This is a genomic window from Trueperaceae bacterium (genome assembly GCA_019454765.1).
Classification (GTDB): domain Bacteria; phylum Deinococcota; class Deinococci; order Deinococcales; family Trueperaceae; genus JAAYYF01.
Genome location: JACFNR010000013.1, coordinates 1 through 17236, shown reverse-complemented (window position 1 = coordinate 17236; position 17236 = coordinate 1). Strand labels below are relative to the sequence as shown.

Here is a 17236-nt window from a genome sequence, read left to right as displayed (position 1 = left end):
GCGCGACGATCTGATGCGAGAGGTCAAGTTCCGCGGCAGGCTCATCACCGTGGCGACCTTGGACGGCCACTGGGAGGTGGTGGAGCACCCCGACGCGGTGGCCGTCCTCGTGGCGCGGGGCCGGGAGCTGCTCGGCGTCCGGCAGGCGCGCCCTGCGGTGGGCGCCGCCACGTGGGAGATCCCCGCCGGCCTGATCGAGCCGGGCGAGTCGCCGGCCGAGGCGGCCGCCCGCGAGGCGGCCGAGGAGGTCCACCTGGCAGGGGAGCTCGTCCCCGTCACGCGCCTCTACGCCTCGCCCGGCTTCACCGACGAGCTCTGCCACCTGTTCGAGTTGACCCGCACGCGCCAGGCTAGAGCCGACGCCGACCCGGGCGAGCACCTCGTGCCCGAGTGGCGCGACGCGCTCGAGGTGTGGACCGCGGTGGCGAACGGGAGCGAGACGACCTCGGGCGTCACGCTGCTCGCTGTCAGGCACCTGCTGGCGCGCTGCGGCACGTTCGTGTGAGGCGCGCCGCGCCGCCCGCAACCACCGGGTCGCTCGCCGCCGTGACTGCGCGCGGCGGCGTCGTGTGCATCGGCAACTTCGACGGCGTGCACCTGGGGCACCGGCGCGTCCTGGCGCGCATGCGAGAGCTGGCGGACGCCGCCGGGGCTCCCGCCGTCGTCGTCACCTTCTTCCCTCCCGCGCGGGTCCTGTTCGAGGGCGCCACCTACCTCGCCACGCCGGCCGAGAAGCTGCTCGCCCTCGAGGGGTTCGCGCCCGACACCGTCGCGAGCCTGGCGTTCGACCGCGCCTTGGCCGCCACGCCGAAGGCGGCGTGGCTGGCCGAGCTGGCCGCGCTCCGCCCCCGCGCCGTGGTCGTCGGCGAGGACTTCCGCTTCGGGCACGGGCGCGAGGGCGGCCTCGCCGACCTCCGCACCATCACGCCCCAGCTCGAGGCGGTCCCGCTGTTCGAGTTGGACGGCGCCCCCGTCAGGTCGACCACCATCAGGGGCCTGCTCGTCGCCGGCGACGTGACGGGCGCCGCGCGCCTCCTCGGCGCTCCCTACCTGGCGCGCGGCACGGTCACGAGCGGCCAGCACCGGGGCCGGACGATCGGCTACCCCACCGCCAACCTGATCGTCCCCCACGGCAAGGCGCTGCCGCCCGGCGTCTTCGCCGTGACCGTCACCGTCGCCGGGGCCGTGCACGGCGGGATGGCCAACGTCGGGGCTCGGCCCACCTTCGCCGAGGCGGCGCCCGCCCTCGAGGTCCACCTGTTCGACTTCGCCGCCGACATCTACGACGTCGAGGTCGACGTCCGCTTCGTGACCCGCCTGCGCGACCAGCGGCGCTTCGCAGGGATCGACGAGCTGAAGGCCCAACTGGCGGCCGACGAGGTCGCGGCGCGCGCGGCGCTGGCGCGCTGACGCTCACCGCGACCGTATACTTCCCGACATGTGGATCTACGGGCGCAACGCCGTCTTGGAGGCCCTGCGCGACGCGCAGGTGGAGCGGGTGGCGGTCGCCCGCGGGGTGCAGCCCGGCATGCTCCGCGAGTTGCGCCGCGCCGCCGAGGCCGCGGGCGCCCAGCTCGACGAGGTCCCCCGCATCCAGCTCGACCAGGCGCTGAAGACCACGCAGCACCAGGGCGTCGCCGCCCTCCTCCCCGAGGTGCGGACGACGGGTCTTGACGCCGCCTTCGAGCTGGCCGCGGCACGCGGCGAGAAGCTCCTGCTCGTACTTCTCGACCACCTGACGGACCCCCGCAACGTCGGGGCCATCATCCGTAGCGCCGAGGCCCTTGGCGCTCACGGCGTGGTGATGGAGGAGCGCCGCGCCGCGCCCCTGACGGCTGTGGTCGTCAAGGCGGCCGCCGGCGCCACCGCGCACCTGCCCCTCGTCGTCGTCAAGAACGTCGCCCGCACCATCGAGGAGCTCAAGGAGAAGGGCGTGTGGGTGTACGGCGCCGACGGTGCCGCCGACGCCACCCCCACCGACCTCGACTGGGACAGGCAGCTGGCGCTCGTCATCGGTTCCGAGGGCGACGGCATGCGCCGCCTCGTGCGCGAGCGCTGCGACGAGCTCGTGGCCATCCCCCTGGCCGGCAAGGTCGGCTCCCTCAACGCCGGCGTCGCCGCCGGCATCCTCCTGTACGCCGCCGTCACGGCCCGGCGTCACGCTAGCGCACCCACCGCGCAGAACGGCAAGTGAGCATGCCGAGACCGCTGGCAGCCGCCGACCTCCTCACCCTCTCCTTCGTGTCGGGGGTGCAGGCCGCCCCCGACGGCGGGGCCGCCGCGTGGGTGGTGACCGACATCGTCCCCGGCACCGAGGGCGCGCCCCCGCGCTACCGCAGCCGCGTCCACCTCGCCACCGACCTCAAGCGCAGGGGCGGACGGGCGTTCACGCTGGGCGACTACTCCGACACCGCGCCGCGCTTCTCCCCCGACGGGACCCGGCTGGCGTTCCTCCGCGTGAGCGCGCCGAAGACGCCGCCGCAGCTGCACGTCATGCCCCTGACGGGCGGCGAGCCGCTGCGCCTCACGGATCACGCCGCCGGCGTCGGGACGTTCGCCTGGGCGCCCTCCGGCCGCGAACTCGTCTACGCGACGAACGCCGACTACAAGGACGAGGCGGGCGAGAAGGGCCTGCCCCGGCGCATCACCCGCCGCTACTGGCGCGGCGACGGCGTCGGGGTGCTGCCGACCGAGCCGGCGCAGCTTCACGCCGTGGGAGCGCGTGGTGGCAAACCGCGGCGCCTCACCGACCTGCCCGAAGCGCCGGCCCTGGTCGCGTTCGCCCCGGACGGCCGCTCGTTGTGGGTCACGGTGCCGGCGGGCGAGCGGCCGGAGGGGGACCACCTCACCGCGCTGCTTCACGTCGACCTCGAGTCGGGCGCCTTCGAGGAGCGCCTCGCCGGCCTTGCCGGCATCTCCACCCTGGCGCCCTCGCCCGACGGCCGCTGGTTGGCGTACACGGCCAACCAGGTGCCGAGCGACCTGGCGTCGGAGGCCGGGGTGTGGCTCCTGCCGACCGACGGGAGCGGCGCGCCGCGCCTCGTGTCTGGCGCCAGCCTGACGCCCCCCAGCGCAGGCGGGGACGCGCGCTACGGCGCGTACGCCGCCACCCCGGCCTGGAGTGGGGACGGCGCCACGCTCCTCATCAACGTGAACCACCGCGGCGCCAGCGGCCTCTCTAGGCTCGACGTCGCGTCGGGAGAGCTCACCCCGCTGCAGGGCGGCCGCCGCGTCGTGACCGCATTCTCCGCCCCGGCGGAGGACGGCCCCCTGGTGGCGCTGTTCGTGGCCGAGCGCCCCGACGCGCCCGGCGAGGTGCACGCGCTCTGGAGTGACGGGCGCGAGACCCGGCTCAGCGGCGTCAACGACGCGTGGCGCCGCCGGCACGAGCTGGTCGACAGCGAGGGACCCTTCCCCGCGGGCGCCGGGGGGGCGGAGTACTGGCTGCTGCGCCCGGCTCGCCCGCGCCCAGACGGGGCGGCGGTCTTGCAGGTGCACGGCGGGCCCCACACGAACTACGGCTACGGCTTCTCCTTCGAGTTCCAGCTCCTCGCGGCTCGCGGCTACGCGGTCGTCTTCGGTAACCCCCGCGGGAGCAGCAGCTACGGCACCGCCTTCGCGACGGGCTTCCTCGGCGCCTACGGCACGGTCGACGCCGACGACGTCATGGCCTTCGCGGAAGAGGGCCGCGCGCGCCTGGGCCGCCCCGACGCGCCCGTCCACCTGACCGGGGGTAGCTACGGCGGGTTCATGACGAACTGGTTGGTGGGCCACACCGACCGCTTCCGCTCGGCCGTCACGCAGCGGAGCATCTGCAACTGGACGAGCATGTACGGCACGTCCGACATCGGCCCCTGGTTCGTGGAGCGGCAACTGGGCGGCGTCGCCTGGGGCGACGTGGCCACGCTCTGGCGCCAGAGCCCGCTGCGCCTCGCCGACAAGGTGGTGACGCCCCTACTGATCGTGCACTCGGAGGAGGACCACCGCTGCCCGATAGAACAGGCGGAGCAGCTCTTCTCAGTCCTAAAGCGGCTCGGCAAGGCCGAGACGGAGTTCCTCCGAGTCCCGGGCGAGGGTCACGACCTGTCGCGGTCGGGCCGACCGGACCGGCGGGTTGCGCGGCTGCTGGCGATCGTCGACTGGTTCGAGCGGCACCCCTGAACCTCGGCACTCGCAGGGCGCGGCACGAGGCCGTCCCGGCGAGTACGCCGCCGGCCCGGGCCGGGCGCGTCACGCCTTGGCCGTCCGCCCGTAGCCCGAGATCCCCAGCGCGTAGGTGGCCCGCTCGACGGCCTCCTCGTAGGTCAGCTGGCGCGCCATGGCCTCCAGGCCGATGCGCTCCTTGCGCTCCTTGCGCGTCATCACGCGCTCGACCTGCTGCTTGAGGCGCTCGACCTCGCGGCGGTTGACCGGCGCGACGGGCACCCCGATCCGCTCGCGCCAGGCGTCGACCACGCGTAGCAGCACGTAGGCCTCGTCGAAGCGCTCCATCTGAACCAGGTAGGCGGCCGTCCCCTGCACGTACAGGAGGTCGAGGACCGGCGCCTGCTGCGGCAGGGCCAGCTCGAGACCCTCGGCCAGGAGCGTGGCGGCGCCGGCAGCGTCTCCCCTGGCCAGGGCAACCCGCGCCAGGTCGTAGATCACGAACGCCGCGCCGCGCGCCTCGCCCTGCGCCCGCCGCACCCGCAGCGCCACGCGCCCCTGCGCTTCGGCCGTGGCGAGGTCACCGCGCGCGTAAGCGACCAGGGCGTCCCGGTGCCAGATGTTGGCGCAGCCGCTCGGCAGGACGAGCTCCTGATAGAGCGCTAGCGCCTCCCGGCCCAGGCGGTCGGCCGTGGCAAGGTCGCCGGCGTACCAGGCGGCCACGCTCAGGTTGTCGAGCGCCATGGCGGTCCCCCACGTGTCGCCGGTGCGCCGGGCGAGCTGCAGGCTGTCCTGGTAGTAGCCGACGGCGACCTCGCTACGGCCCTGGTCGAGCGCGACGTTGCCGAGGCTGAGGTAGGTGCTGGCGACCGCCTCAACGTCGCCGCGCGCCTTGGCGCCCGCGGCGCCCGCCTCGAGCAGCCTGGTGGCCTTGAGGTAATCGGCGTGGTTCTGAGCGAGCGCCCCCAGCACCCGCTGCGCCGTCGTCACCGTCACGACGTCGGCCACCCCCTGGGCCAGCGCCAGGGCCCGCTCCAGCACGGTGCCCGCCGTGGCGAGGTCGCCCTGGCGCCACGCGAGCACACCGTCGGCGAGGGCCGCCCGTGCTCGCAACCCATCGTCGACCTCGCCGGGCACGGCGGCCGCCTGCGCCAGGCGCCTGCGCCCCTCCTCGAGCGCGCCGACGCGCTGCCAGTAGGGCCGCAGCCTGACGGCCATGGTGGTGGCGCTGACGGCGTCGCCCTGCTTCACGAACCATCCGAAGGCGTTGCGGAGGTTGCCCTCGTCGTGCCGCAGGCGCTCCAGCCACCGCTGCTGCTCGGGGCCACGAAGGGCGTCCGGCACCGCCGCCACCAGCTCGAGGAAGTGGTGCGCGTGTCTGCGCTCGAGCTCGGGGAGGAGCGGGTCCTTCGTCAGCTCCTCGCGGGCGAACTCGCGCAGCGTCTCGAGCAGGCCGAGCCGACCCGCGTCGGGGTCGAGGCGCGTCAACAGGCTGGCGTCCACCAGCGCCCGCAGCCCGTCGAGGATGCCGGGCTTCGGTCCCAGCACCTCCTCGATCGACTCCAGGTCGGCGCTCCCCTCGAAGACCGCCATGTGCACGAACAGCACGCGTTGCTCCCTGTCGAGCAGGTCGTAGGACCAGGCGATCGTCGCGCGCAACGTGCGTTGGCGGGCGGGGGCGTCGCGCGGGCCGCCGGTCAAGAGCGGCAGGAGCTGCGTCATCCGCTCCTCCAGCGCGCTCACCGACATGGTTCCCAGCCGCGCGGCGGCGAGCTCGATGGAGAGGGGCAGCCCGTCGAGACGCCGGCACACGTTGACGACGGAGGCGACGGCCTCGTCGTCCAGTTCGAAGGCGGGGAGCACCGCCCTAACGCGCTCCACGAAGAGCTTCACGGCGCCGAACTCGAGAGCCGCCGCCGGCGTCAGCGGCATGTCGGCCTCCGGCAGGTTCATGGGCGGCACCGGGAAGGAGACCTCGCCGCTCAGGCGCAGGAGCGTGCGCGACGTGACCATCACCTTGAGCCCGGGCGCCGCCGCCAGGAGGCGCGTCACGTGCGGCACCGCGGTCAACAGGCCCTCGAAGTTGTCGAGCACCAGGAGGAGTTCGCGGCGGCCGAGCACGCTGACGAGCCTCTCCACCGGCCCCGAGGTGGCGGTCTCGTAGAGGCCGACGGCGAAGGCGATCTCGGTGGGGACGAGCGCCGGGTCGCGCACCGAGTCGAGCGACACGAAAGCGACGCCGTCACGGAAGGCGTCCTTCATGCCTCGCGCCGCCTCGAGCGCCAGGCGGCTCTTGCCGATGCCGCCGGGACCGTGCAGGGTGACGAGGCGCGTGTCCGGCAGTAGCACGAGTTCGGAGAGCCGGCGCAGGCTGTCGGCGCGGCCGACGAAGGAGGTGAGCGGTCGTGGCAGGGGCGCCAGCGGCAGTGGCGGCACCTGTTCGACCACGCCGCTCGTCGGGGGGCCCACGAACGCGTCGAACGCCCCTGCCTGCCAGTCCCGCGGGGCGGGCTCCGCCGTGGGGTCGTCCCCGTCGGCGCCGGCCGCGGGCCGATGGAACCGTTCGGTCAGGAGCACGGCCAGGTCCTCGCTCACCAGCTCGGCCAGCTCCTGCGGCGTCGAGTAGCGACGGTAGGAAGCGCGCGCCTCGTCCCTCACCCGCGCGAGCAGCGCCTCCAGCCGCTCGTCGCGCTGGGGCGCGGGCGCCTTCACGTAGATGAGGCTCGGGAGCGCGGAGGACGACAAGTACTCGTCCTCCAGGCCGCTGACGTTAGCGCCCGGGGCCACCCAGCCGTAGCTCTCGCCGTAGATCCCCACGAACACGTCGCTCTGGGCCAGGTAGGCGCGGTAGAGGTCCGCGGGCGGGTGGGCCCGCGCCCCGAGCTCGAACATGACCGGCGTGAGGTGAAGGTCCTCGATGGCGCTCCTGACGAGCGCGCGCTCGGTGGCGAGTTCTTGCAGCGTGGAGGAGACGAACACCCTGATGCGTTGGTCCGGCGTGAGGATGGCGGAGGGCGGCGGCCGCGGAGGAGTGAGCGCCAAGGCCGCGCCACCGCTCGCACCGGCCGCCATCGCTACCGGCACGCCCGGAGGCGAGCCGCGCCGCTCGCGCCTCTCGTGCACGAAGCGCGCGATGTTGGTCAGGTTGGCAAGTATGGTGACCACCACGCCGACCGCGGTGATCACGGCGATGATCGTTGCCATCTGCTCTCCGAGACCCATGGTTCCGGCGCACCTCGAGGGGGTCGTCGGTCATTGTAGTGGGTCGGCGCCGAGCCGTCTGCGACCGCTACGCGAACCCTTGCGGTCGCGCCCGGCACGGTGCGGCCGGCGGCGCTGCCCACGACCTCGCCGCCGTGTGTTAACATCACCCGTTGACCCCTGGGCCGGCATCGACGACTATGCAACGGATCCGGTTCGGGGCGAAAGATCTTCGAGAGGTTCTGTATCATGACCATCACCGCGGAACAGAAGTCGGAAGTCGTGCGCCAGTACGGCAAAGACGCTCAGGACACCGGTTCGACGGCCGTCCAGGTCGCGCTCCTCACCAAGCGTATCGAGGAGCTCAGCCAGCACCTGCAGGTGCACAAGAAGGACCATCACGGCCGCCGTGGCCTCCTGATGATGGTCGGCAAGCGCAAGCGGCTCCTCTCTTACTTGGAGCGCACGAACTACGACGCTTACAAGGAACTCATCGCCAGCCTCGGCCTGCGCCGGTAACGGGCTGTCGGGAGCGTGTCGCCCTGCTGAGCCGGCCCGGCGCCATCACGCGGCCGGTCGTCGGACACGGCGGCCCAACTAGTCACGGCACTAGCGGCGAGGCCTTCCGGGCCTCGCCGTTCGCACGGTATCGGGCGCCGCGCCACGCGCAACGCCCCGGTCGCCCCGGTCCCGGGGCCCCAAACGGCGCAGGCGCACCCCGTAGGTGCGGCCGCGCCAAGCAGCGGGTCGAGCAGGAGTCGAAGGAGAGAGCGTGAACCTACCCAACCACCGCAAGTACACCACCCAGTTCGGCGGACGCGAACTGGTGATCGAGACCGGCAAGCTCGCCAAGCAGGCGTCCGGTAGCGTCACCGTCCGGTACGGCGACACCCTCGTGCTCGTCACGGCCGAGATGTCGGACGGCGCCTCCCCCGTGCCGTTCCTCCCCCTCACCGTCGAGTACGAGGAGCGCCACTACGCCATCGGCAAGATCCCGGGCTCGTTCATGCGCCGCGAGGGTCGCCCCGGCGTGCAGGGCACGCTGAACGCCCGCATCGTCGACCGGCAGATCCGCCCGCTGTTCCCGAAGGGCCTGCGCAACGAGGTCCAGGTGATCGTCACCGTCCTCTCCGCCGATCAGGTGAACGACCCCGCGCCTCTCGCGGCCATCGGGGCCTCGGCGGCCCTCAGCATCTCCGACATCCCGTGGGGCGGCCCGACCGCCTGCTGCGGGGTGGGTTACGTCGATGGGCAGTACGTCGCCAACCCCAGCATGCGCGTCCTCCACGACGGCGGCTCGCAACTGGAGCTGACCGTGGCCGGCTCGAAGGACGCCGTCCTCATGGTCGAGGCCGCCGCCAACGAGCTGAGCGAGGACGTGATGGTCGGGGCGATCGAGTTCGCCCAAGCGCAGCTCGCGCCCGTGGTCGACCTGATCGAACGCATGCGCGCCGAGATCGGCAGCGAGAAGCGCGGCTTCACGCCGGCCAGCCAGGTGTCGAGCGAGGTCGCCGCGAAGGTCGAGCGCGCCGTGGCTGCTCGCCTCCGCGACGCCCTCCTGACAGGCGGCAAGCACGAGCGCGCCGTCGCTCTGAAGGCGCTGCGCGACGAGATGGTCGCGGGCTTCGTTCCCGACGTCGAGGCGGACGGCGCCAAGCAGCAGGTCGACGAGCTGAAGGCCGCCTTCGACAAGGCCGAGCAGGCCGCCATGCGGCGCCTCGTGCTGCAGGAGAACCTGCGCACGGACGGCCGCCGGTCCGACCAGGTGCGGCCCATCTGGATCGAGACGGGCGTGTTGCCCATGGCGCACGGCTCGGCGGTGTTCACGCGGGGCGAGACGCAGGTCCTCGGCGTCGCCACCCTCGGCACCGGGCGCGACAACCGCCTCGTCGACGACCTCGGCCTCGACAACAGCGAGGAGTTCATGCTCCACTACAACTTCCCGCCGTTCTCGACGGGCGAGGTGAAGCGGTTGCGCGGCACGGGCCGGCGCGAGCTGGGCCACGGCAACCTGGCGCGGCGGGCACTGCTCGACGTCATGCCCAGCCAGGAGGAGTTCCCGTACGTCGTCAGGGTCGTGGGCGAGACGTTGGAGTCGAACGGCTCGTCGTCCATGGCCACCGTTTGCGCCGGGTGCCTTGCGCTCATGGACGCCGGCGTGCCGTTGCGCGCGCCCGTGGCGGGCATCGCCATGGGCCTCGTCATGGACGGCGCTGACTACCGCATCCTCACCGACATCCTCGGCTCCGAGGACGCCCTCGGCGACATGGACTTCAAGGTGACCGGGACGGCGGAGGGCGTCACGGCGCTGCAGATGGACATCAAGATCGGTGGCATCACGGCGGCCATCATGCGCGAGGCGTTGGCGCAAGCGCGCGCTGGTCGGCTGCACATCCTCGAGCAGATGAAGGGTGCCCTGCCGGCGCCGCGCGCAGAGATCTCGGCGCGCGCGCCCCGCATCCTCCAGGTCAAGATCCCGACCGACAAGATCGGCACGGTCATCGGGCCCGGCGGGAAGCAGATCCGGGAGCTGGAGGCCATGGGGGCCACCGTCGAGGTGCAGGAGGACGGCACCGTGCGCATCTACTCGGAGGACTCCCACGCGGCGCAGGCCGTCAAGGCGCAGATCGAGGCCATCACCGCCACCGCCGAGCTTGGCAAGGAGTACGACGGCGTGGTCGCCAAGATCACGGAGTTCGGCGCCTTCATCACGCTCTTCCCCGGCACGGACGGCCTGCTCCACATCAGCCAGATCGCCGAGGAGCGCGTGGAGAACGTCGAGGACTTCCTCAAGCAGGGCGACCACGTGAAGGTGAAGGTCAACGGCATCGACGAGCGCGGCAAGATCGACCTCGTGAGGCCCGAGCTGGAGGGCAAGATCGCCCCGCGCGGTCCGCGCCGCTCGGGCGAGAGGCGCGGCAACGACCGCGGCGGTCGCGGCGGCGACCGCGGCCCGAGGCGCGACCGCTTCTGAGGTAGCGCCGCCTCTGAGGCACGGCTCACGGGCGGCGCTCACGCGCCGCCCACCACGCACGACCAACCGGCGGCCGGCGCCGAGCAAGGCGCGGCCCCGACCAAGCGACACGAAGGGAGCCCGCGCCGCCCGTGAGGCGCGCCGCAAGGCGCGGACGCGGACGGCTCGGGACGGAACATATGGCAGACGACGAGCGCAAGCTCACCGGTAGACGCCGGCCCAGGCGGGCCGAGCAGGACAAGGCCCAGGGGCGGCCCGGCACGGCGCGCCCCGACGCCTCGGCGCCACCCAGCCACGACGCCCCCAAGCCCAAGGAGGGCGAGGGGCGCGCTCGGCGCGGCCGGGGCCGCTCGCAGGGCCAGCGGGCCACCGCCCCACAAGACGGCGGTCCCAGGACCGGCGCGGCGGACGACAAGCGCCTCAAGGTCATCGCCCTCGGGGGCATGGGCGAGATCGGTAAGAACATGTTCGCCTTCGAGTACGACGACGAGATCCTCCTCGTCGACGGGGGGCTCGCCTTCCCGGAGACGGAGATGCTCGGGGTCGACATCATCGTGCCGAAGATCGACTGGGTGGTCGAGAACGCCCACAAGGTGAAGGGTTGGGTCCTCACGCACGGGCACGAAGACCACATCGGGGGGCTGCCGTACATGCTGCGGCTGCTCCCGAAGGTCCCCATGTACGGCGCGCGCCTCACGCTCGGGCTGCTGCGCGGCAAGTTCGAGGAGTTCAAGCTCAGCGAGGCCGACGTCGACCTGCACGAGATAAGCACCGACGCCCGCGTCAAGATCAGCCCGAACTTCACCGTCGACTTCTTCCGGATGACCCACTCCATCCCGGACAACTCGGGACTGGTCATCCACACGCCCATCGGGCGCGTGGTGCACTCGGGCGACTTCAAGCTCGATTACAACCCGGCGGACGGCAAGACGAGCCACCTGCACAAGCTGGCGCAGGCGGGCGCCGAGGGCGTGCTGCTCCTCATCTCCGACAGCACGAACGCGGAGCGCCCGGGTTACACGCCGAGCGAGCACGACGTGGCGATGGCCGTGGACGAGATCGTGGCCAAGGCCAAGGGGCGCGTGATCGTCACCACGTTCTCCTCGCACGTTCACCGGCTGCAGAACTTCCTGCGCATCGCGGAGAAGTACGGGCGGCGCGTGGTCCTCGAGGGGCGCTCGATGATCAAGGCGATGAACATCGCCCAGGAACTGGGCTACATCGAGTCGCGCAACCCCGTCCTCAACTCCGACGACATCGGCGACCTGCAGGACGACAAGGTACTCTTCTTGTGCACCGGTTCACAAGGCCAGCCGATGGCCGCCCTGTCGCGCCTCGCCAACGGTACGCACCGCAAGATCCGCCTCAAGCCCGGCGACACCGTCATCCTCTCCTCCAACCCCATCCCGGGCAACGAGGAGGCGGTCGGGCGCGTGATCAACCAGCTCTACGCCAGTCGCGTCAACGTGCTCTACCCGCCCGCCTACAAGGTGCACGCCTCCGGTCACGCCAGCCGCGAGGAACTCAAGCTCATCCTCGACCTGACCCGGCCCAAGTTCTTCCTCCCGTGGCACGGCGAGATGCGCCACCAGGTGCACCATCAACGCCTCGCCGACGGCATGAGCCACCCGCCGCAGAAGACGATGATCGTCGCCAACGGCGACGTGGTGGAGCTGAGCCGCGACGACATGAAGGTGACGGGCAGCGTCGACGCCGGCGTGGTGCTCATCGACACGGTCGGCAAGGCCGGCGACGAGGTGACCGAGCCCATCATCCGCGACCGGCAGACGCTCTCGGCCGAGGGCGTGGTCGTCATCATGGCCCTTGCCAGCAAGACGCCCGCCGTCGAGGTGATCATGCGCGGCGTCGTGCACGGCAACAACGGCCTCAAGGACGAGGTGGAGCGCATCGCGCTTGAGAGCCTGCAGCGGGGCGTGCGCGAGAAGCGCCGGTTGAGCGACATCCGCGACGACATCTTCTACCCCGTGCGCCGCTACATCCGGAAGGCGACGGGTCGCACGCCCCTCATCGTGCCGACCGTCATCGAGAACTAGACGTCAGCCGGCGTGTAGACGCCGAAGGGGCGCCGGGCGATGTCCGGCGCCCCTTCGCCTCGCAGGTAGGCCGCGACGCGCCTCAGCGCCTCGAGGTGGACCTCCCTCCCCTGGCTGGGGAGGTCCGCGGCGTAGAGGAGCGCGTCGCTGGGGCGGCGCATGCTGTCGTAGCCCGCCGCGGCGACCGGCTCGCCGGCCTCGAACAGGGCGATGGCCTTCTCGAGCGGCACCTCGTAGAGGGTGTCGACCTCGCTCGCCTGGAGGCGGTACGCCTGGAGGGGGCGGTCGTCGCGCACCACGTAGACGTCCTGGTGCTCCCGGTCGAGAAGCGGCGGCTCGTGGCCCGGGTATCGCCTCTCAGAGACGGCGGTGCCGAGGTACTCAACCTGCCCTGGCCTGAGTTCCAGGCCCAGCTCTTCCTCCGCCTCGCGAAGGGCGTCGAGGAGCGTCTCCCCCGCCCGCAGGTGACCGCCGACGCTGACGTCTAGCCTGAGCGGCTCGAGCTCCTTGTCGCGCGAGCGGCGTTGCAGGAGCACGTAGCGCTCCTGCTGGACGACCCAGATGTGGATGGCGCGGTGCCAGTCGCCGTCCTCGTGGACCTTCCCGCGCGCCTTGACCACGCCCGTGGACCGGCCATCGGGACCCAGGACGTCGAGCGGTTCCAAGTTGGTGGCCGCCGAGTGGTGCACGACCGGATGATACGGGGTCAAGGCGTCCGGCCGCCGCGGTGTGCTCTACAGTTCCAGCTCGCCGCGTGGACCCGCGATGATCGCGCGGAGTCCGGCGGGGCCCGCCACCATGCTGGGCGGCGGGTCGCTCGTGGCGCCGACGGCGCCGAGGAGCTGCCGCAGGGCGGTCACGTCGGGCGTGACGAGCATGAAGCCCGCCAAGCGAAGACGGGGCAGGTCGGCAGCGGGGTGGCGCGTGGCGCCCCAGTCGATGATGAAGGGCGCGACGCCGCCCCACGGGAGCGCGCCGGCCGCGTCGGGCTCCGCGAGGGCGAGCCTCCAGTCGAGCGTCGCGCCAGAGGTGGTGAGCCGCGACATGCCCCGCAGGTCGCCATGGTCCGCGCCGAGGCGGCGACTCTCGGCCGCTGCCGCCGCCGCGCCAGACGGATGGACCGCCCAGGCGATGAGCCTGTCCTCTCGCAGCCGGTCCACGCCGAACGGCACGGCGGTGCCGGCCGCGGTGGGGTGCTCGGCGTCGAGGGCGATGATCTCGAGGTACGCCGTCGGCGTGAACCCGGCTAGGAAGTTCCGAGTTCCGCGCCCGAGGTGGCGTCCGCCCTCCACGGGCGCGACCCCCGTCGCGTCCGCGATGCGCTCGACGGCCGCCGGCAGGTCGGTGACGCCATACACGAGGTGATCCAGCGTGGGCTCGGCGGGAAGCGCCATGTGCCGACGTTACAGCATCCACGGCCGCCGACCGACGTCCAGCGGAGTCCGGGGTAAGCTCACCGGGCCGCGTCCCGAACGGCAGGCGCCGGCGCCACGGCGCCTGCCCCGGGCGCGCTCGTGGAGGACCGATGATCGACTCGTTATGGTTGCCACCCGCCGCTCACGTGGTCAGCGGCGTGGCGGTGCTCGCCCTGACCTTGCTGGCACTCGTCGTGAGCACCGTGCTCGCCTGGCGCCGGCGCCCTCTGCCCGCGTGGGGTCAAGCCGCATTGGTGCTTGCCCAGGTGGGCCTGATCGTGCAGGCGCTCCTTGGCATCAAGCTACTCGACCAGGGCCTCGGGCCGAAGCAGCTCTACATCCATTACCTTGGTGGTCTGGGCCCGCTGCTGTTCTTCCTCATCTTCTACTGGCTCCCCGAGGACGTGCGCCGAGCCCGCCTAACGCCCGTGACCGTCACGGCTTCGGCGTTCCTCTTCGCCGTCATGGCCTTCGGCATCGGCGCCAGTTTCGTCGCCGGTGGGGTCTGAAAGACCGCGCCGGCCGGCCCGAAGCACCGCTTCAGTTCCCAACTGGCGCGTGTTACACTCCTCTCCGGCCTGGACGCTGGCCGGTCAGGTTGACGGAAGCCGCCCGCGCGGCGATCACCGAAGCCGACGCCGCGTGAGGGACGAAGGAACACCGGGGTGTAGCGCAGCCTGGTAGCGCACTTGACTGGGGGTCAAGTGGTCGTCGGTTCAAATCCGGCCACCCCGACCATTAGGAAATGACGTCCAGGACGTCACACACGAGAATCCCGCGCCGAGGTGATCAGCGCGGGATTCTTCAAAGTGTCCCAAAGAGTGTCCCAAGGGACTTTAGCGGCCTCTTCTCCCTCGGAACCGCTGTCGGCATCGGGCAGGAACGCGTCCATGTGGGCCGTGCTCTCGCGCAGGGCCTCGCCGTCTGGATCGTCGTGCACGTCCTCGGAGAAGGTGACGGGCTTGTGTCCCATGACGCGCGAGGTCAGCTTGGGGGGCGCGCGTCCCGTTGGTCGCGTCCGTCAAGATGGAGTAACGCGCGCTGTACAGCGTCACGCTACGCCTTATCCCAGCGCGCTTCGCGATTGGCTTCACGGGGCGGCGCAGGACGTTGCGCGAGTCCGCGGGCTGGCCGCTGAGATCACCGAAGACCAGGTCTAACTCCTCGTCGTAGGCGCGCAGCTCCTCCTGGCGCTTGAGATGCGCCTGGAGGATGGCAGCCATCTTCTGCGACAGGGGAACGGCGCGCTTTCTGTCCTCGGTCTTGGGTTCGTCGAAGGTAAACACCCCGCCCGGTAGGAGCGTCAGCTTACGCTCGATGCGGATCCAGCCGTTCTCCCGGTCGATATCGCCCCACTTGTGGGACCTCCCGAAGCCATTCAGAAATCGCTTGGGTGGTCCTCCCGGCTTCGGTGGACACGTCTCTGCGACCAGAACCCTCAAGTTGCTGGCCGACTAGAAACCCTCGTTAGCTGACGATGGCCGCGTACCGTTCGTCGCGTTGCGCTGGATGAACTCGTTCGCCCACGTGACCGCCTCCTCGACACCGGGGCGCACCTCCAGGCCCTCGGCTGCCTCGAGGTAGAGGGTGTCCCAGTTCGCGCCCAAACTGATCGTCGGAGGCCATGCATGCTGCTGCCGGTGATCGAAAAGCCGCGCGCACGTCGCAGCGACGGCTACGAGATCGAGCTCCTCGCGCTGCTCGAGAAGCTGTAGGTCAACCAGGTCGCGTGCGCGATCACTACGCTCGGCAGATAGCGCGTGGAGCTTCTGCGCGATCCGATGCTCAGCGCGCAGGACCGGAGCAGGCTGCGGGGCATCGAAGCCTACATCGGCGAAGAGGTCCGATAGGTCCTCGGCGAGCTGGTACTCCGGCTCGTCCGCATCACCCAGCTCGTTGTGCCCCAACTCGAACTTCACCTTGCACCATGACCGGCCGCGGTAGTCGAGCTTCACCTCGAAGGGCTGCATGACGTAAGCGGTGGGCACGGCCGGCGGTTTCGGGGCGGGACGCTTGATCAACCTGCCGGTGAACCCTTGCCAACCTGCTGCCAGGGACTGCTCGAAGTCGCTTTGGAACCGGGCTAGTGACTTCACCAGCGCAGCGTCGACGTCCTGGGTGAATCGCGTCCTTCGACCGTACCGCAGCGCCATGGCGCTACCGCCCTTGATGGCGCCCTCGGGCAACATCTGGCTGACCACCACCAGCGCCATGCTGATGCGCCGCCGTAGAGCCAGGTCCTCGCCGCCCGCGAGGTTGCGGATACGCTGCTCTAGCGAGCGCACGGTCTTCGGCGCGCCAACGTAACTCACGCCGCCAATGCCCGCCTCACGCGCCGCCACTCGACCGTCGTCAGCAGCCCTTCCGCTCGCGCCTGCTTGGCGGCCTCACGTAGCCGCTCAGTCTCGATGCGCCCGCGCGAGGCCAAGATCGCCTCCGCTACCGGCTGCGCCGCCAGCCCCTCGTAGTGAGTCGTGCGCTCGCCGACCTTCACCGGGACCAGCTCGATGTAGGGCGGCAGCTTCGGGCGCGCCCGCCGGTTGACGGCCACCTTGATGGTCCGGGGGTTCACGTCGGCGAGCCCGAACAGGGCCAGCACCGACTCGCCGTAGAGGTACGCCCCCTTTCCCACGCGCAGGAGCGCTTCAGCGAACTGGTCGAAGACCGTCGCCGGCATGTCCGTCACCCGGTACAGGCCGTACGCCACGTTCTCGAGCCCACCCCGCGCGGCCAGCTTGGGGAGCTCGACGGCCGGCACGCCGGCCTCGGCGGCCTCGCTAGTGGTCACGAAACCGTAGTTGTCGAGCGCGATGTCGCGCACGATCTCCCTGTATTTCACGCCTCTAGCGCGGATTATTCATGAGTGGGTAAGGAGAGAAGGCCTTCGATATGGTAGAAAGGGTGTACCAGACGCACTTTCTAGCATTCGGAGGCCTTCTTGTGAGAGAGACTACCACTTCGCAGTCTGTGCTGTTCGAGGGTGGGTTCGTGAAGCCGGTTCTGGCGGTGTTCGACCAGCCCGCCAGCAGCTCTGATGGTGGGGCGCTCTTGTTGAAGCTGGCGGATGTCCGGTTGGGGTTGACGAGGGCGGTGGCGGGCGCGTTGCCGGACTCGAGGGCGGCAGGCAAGGTCAGGCACTCGCTGTTGAGCGTCGTCCAACAGCGCGTATTCGGTATCGGGAACGGGTACGAGGACGCCAACGACGCGGCCCGGCTGCGGCGTGACCCGACGCACCAGTTGCTTCTCGGCAGGTGCCCAGGGACCGGCGGTGAGCTGGCGTCGCAGCCGACCATCTCGCGCCTCGAGAATGCCTTCGATGAGGCGCGGGTCAAGGCCGCCAGTCGAGCCTTCAGTGACGCGGTGCTTAAGCGCCACCAGCGCCGCCTGGGCAAGCACGTAGGCCGCGTCATCATCGACGTTGACGCCACCTGGGATGACGCGCACGGGGA

Annotated in this window: 15 protein-coding genes and 1 tRNA gene; 10 read left to right on the top strand and 6 right to left on the bottom strand. The window is 71.2% G+C overall.

Annotated elements, in window-relative coordinates; genetic code table 11:
- Positions 1-13: 13 nt before the first annotated feature.
- Genes H3C53_05675 through H3C53_05660 form a run of 4 tightly spaced genes read left to right on the top strand, consistent with a single transcriptional unit; the run spans position 14 to position 4161 of the window.
- Complete coding sequence (locus tag H3C53_05675; protein ID MBW7916158.1) at positions 14-505, top strand: NUDIX hydrolase; 492 nt, start codon at positions 14-16, stop codon at positions 503-505.
- A 41-nt stretch (positions 506-546) separates the two neighbouring features.
- Positions 547-1410, top strand: a complete 864-nt coding sequence (ribF, locus tag H3C53_05670) for a riboflavin biosynthesis protein RibF (GenBank protein MBW7916157.1) — start codon at positions 547-549, stop codon at positions 1408-1410.
- A gap of 28 nt (positions 1411-1438) precedes the next feature.
- On the top strand, positions 1439-2194 hold the full coding sequence (gene rlmB / locus H3C53_05665) for a 23S rRNA (guanosine(2251)-2'-O)-methyltransferase RlmB (protein MBW7916156.1): 756 nt from the start codon (positions 1439-1441) through the stop codon (positions 2192-2194).
- 2 nt (positions 2195-2196) lie between these two features.
- Positions 2197-4161: a S9 family peptidase gene (locus H3C53_05660; GenBank protein MBW7916155.1), complete on the top strand. Its 1965-nt coding sequence runs from the start codon at positions 2197-2199 to the stop codon at positions 4159-4161.
- A gap of 69 nt (positions 4162-4230) precedes the next feature.
- Here the strand turns inward: H3C53_05660 and H3C53_05655 are convergent, their stop codons facing one another.
- Complete coding sequence (locus H3C53_05655; protein MBW7916154.1) at positions 4231-7347, bottom strand: DUF4062 domain-containing protein; 3117 nt, start codon at positions 7345-7347, stop codon at positions 4231-4233.
- A 246-nt stretch (positions 7348-7593) separates the two neighbouring features.
- On the opposite strand from H3C53_05655, the gene rpsO reads away from it, so the two are divergent.
- The 3 genes from rpsO to H3C53_05640 all read left to right on the top strand — a co-directional run bounded on the left by rpsO (position 7594) and on the right by H3C53_05640 (position 12372).
- Positions 7594-7863 carry a 30S ribosomal protein S15 gene (rpsO, locus tag H3C53_05650; GenBank protein ID MBW7916153.1) on the top strand — a complete coding sequence of 90 codons (270 nt, stop codon included), beginning with the start codon at positions 7594-7596 and terminating at the stop codon, positions 7861-7863.
- A 253-nt stretch (positions 7864-8116) separates the two neighbouring features.
- On the top strand, positions 8117-10318 hold the full coding sequence (gene pnp, locus H3C53_05645; GenBank protein MBW7916152.1) for a polyribonucleotide nucleotidyltransferase: 2202 nt from the start codon (positions 8117-8119) through the stop codon (positions 10316-10318).
- Positions 10319-10497: 179 nt separating this feature from the next.
- Complete coding sequence (locus H3C53_05640) at positions 10498-12372, top strand: ribonuclease J (protein ID MBW7916151.1); 1875 nt, start codon at positions 10498-10500, stop codon at positions 12370-12372.
- Here the strand turns inward: H3C53_05640 and H3C53_05635 are convergent.
- Together H3C53_05635 and H3C53_05630 are read right to left on the bottom strand one after the other, a co-directional pair.
- Positions 12369-13061, bottom strand: a complete 693-nt coding sequence (locus H3C53_05635) for an NUDIX domain-containing protein (GenBank protein MBW7916150.1) — start codon at positions 13059-13061, stop codon at positions 12369-12371. The genes H3C53_05640 and H3C53_05635 overlap by 4 nt on opposite strands.
- A 45-nt stretch (positions 13062-13106) precedes the next feature.
- Positions 13107-13766: a VOC family protein gene (locus tag H3C53_05630; GenBank protein ID MBW7916149.1), complete on the bottom strand. Its 660-nt coding sequence runs from the start codon at positions 13764-13766 to the stop codon at positions 13107-13109.
- A 131-nt stretch (positions 13767-13897) separates the two neighbouring features.
- Here H3C53_05630 and H3C53_05625 point away from each other — a divergent pair, with 131 nt between their 5' ends.
- Together H3C53_05625 and H3C53_05620 are read left to right on the top strand one after the other, a co-directional pair.
- Positions 13898-14296, top strand: a complete 399-nt coding sequence (locus H3C53_05625; protein MBW7916148.1) for a hypothetical protein — start codon at positions 13898-13900, stop codon at positions 14294-14296.
- Positions 14297-14448: 152 nt separating this feature from the next.
- Positions 14449-14525: transfer RNA gene (locus H3C53_05620), tRNA-Pro, on the top strand.
- Between the two features lie 22 nt (positions 14526-14547).
- On the opposite strand, the gene H3C53_05615 is transcribed toward H3C53_05620, so the two are convergent.
- The 3 genes from H3C53_05615 to H3C53_05605 all read right to left on the bottom strand — a co-directional run bounded on the left by H3C53_05615 (position 14548) and on the right by H3C53_05605 (position 16626).
- Positions 14548-14760 carry a hypothetical protein gene (locus H3C53_05615; GenBank protein MBW7916147.1) on the bottom strand — a complete coding sequence of 71 codons (213 nt, stop codon included), beginning with the start codon at positions 14758-14760 and terminating at the stop codon, positions 14548-14550.
- 481 nt (positions 14761-15241) lie between these two features.
- Complete coding sequence (locus H3C53_05610) at positions 15242-16099, bottom strand: nucleotidyl transferase AbiEii/AbiGii toxin family protein (protein MBW7916146.1); 858 nt, start codon at positions 16097-16099, stop codon at positions 15242-15244.
- Positions 16096-16626 (bottom strand): hypothetical protein, encoded by a 531-nt coding sequence (locus tag H3C53_05605; protein MBW7916145.1) that lies wholly within the window; start codon positions 16624-16626, stop codon positions 16096-16098. The genes H3C53_05610 and H3C53_05605 overlap by 4 nt, the downstream gene beginning before the upstream one ends.
- A gap of 62 nt (positions 16627-16688) precedes the next feature.
- Between H3C53_05605 and H3C53_05600 the strand changes: the two genes are divergently transcribed.
- Positions 16689-17236: transposase (locus tag H3C53_05600; GenBank protein ID MBW7916144.1), on the top strand; the 548-nt coding region annotated here is incomplete at its 3' end.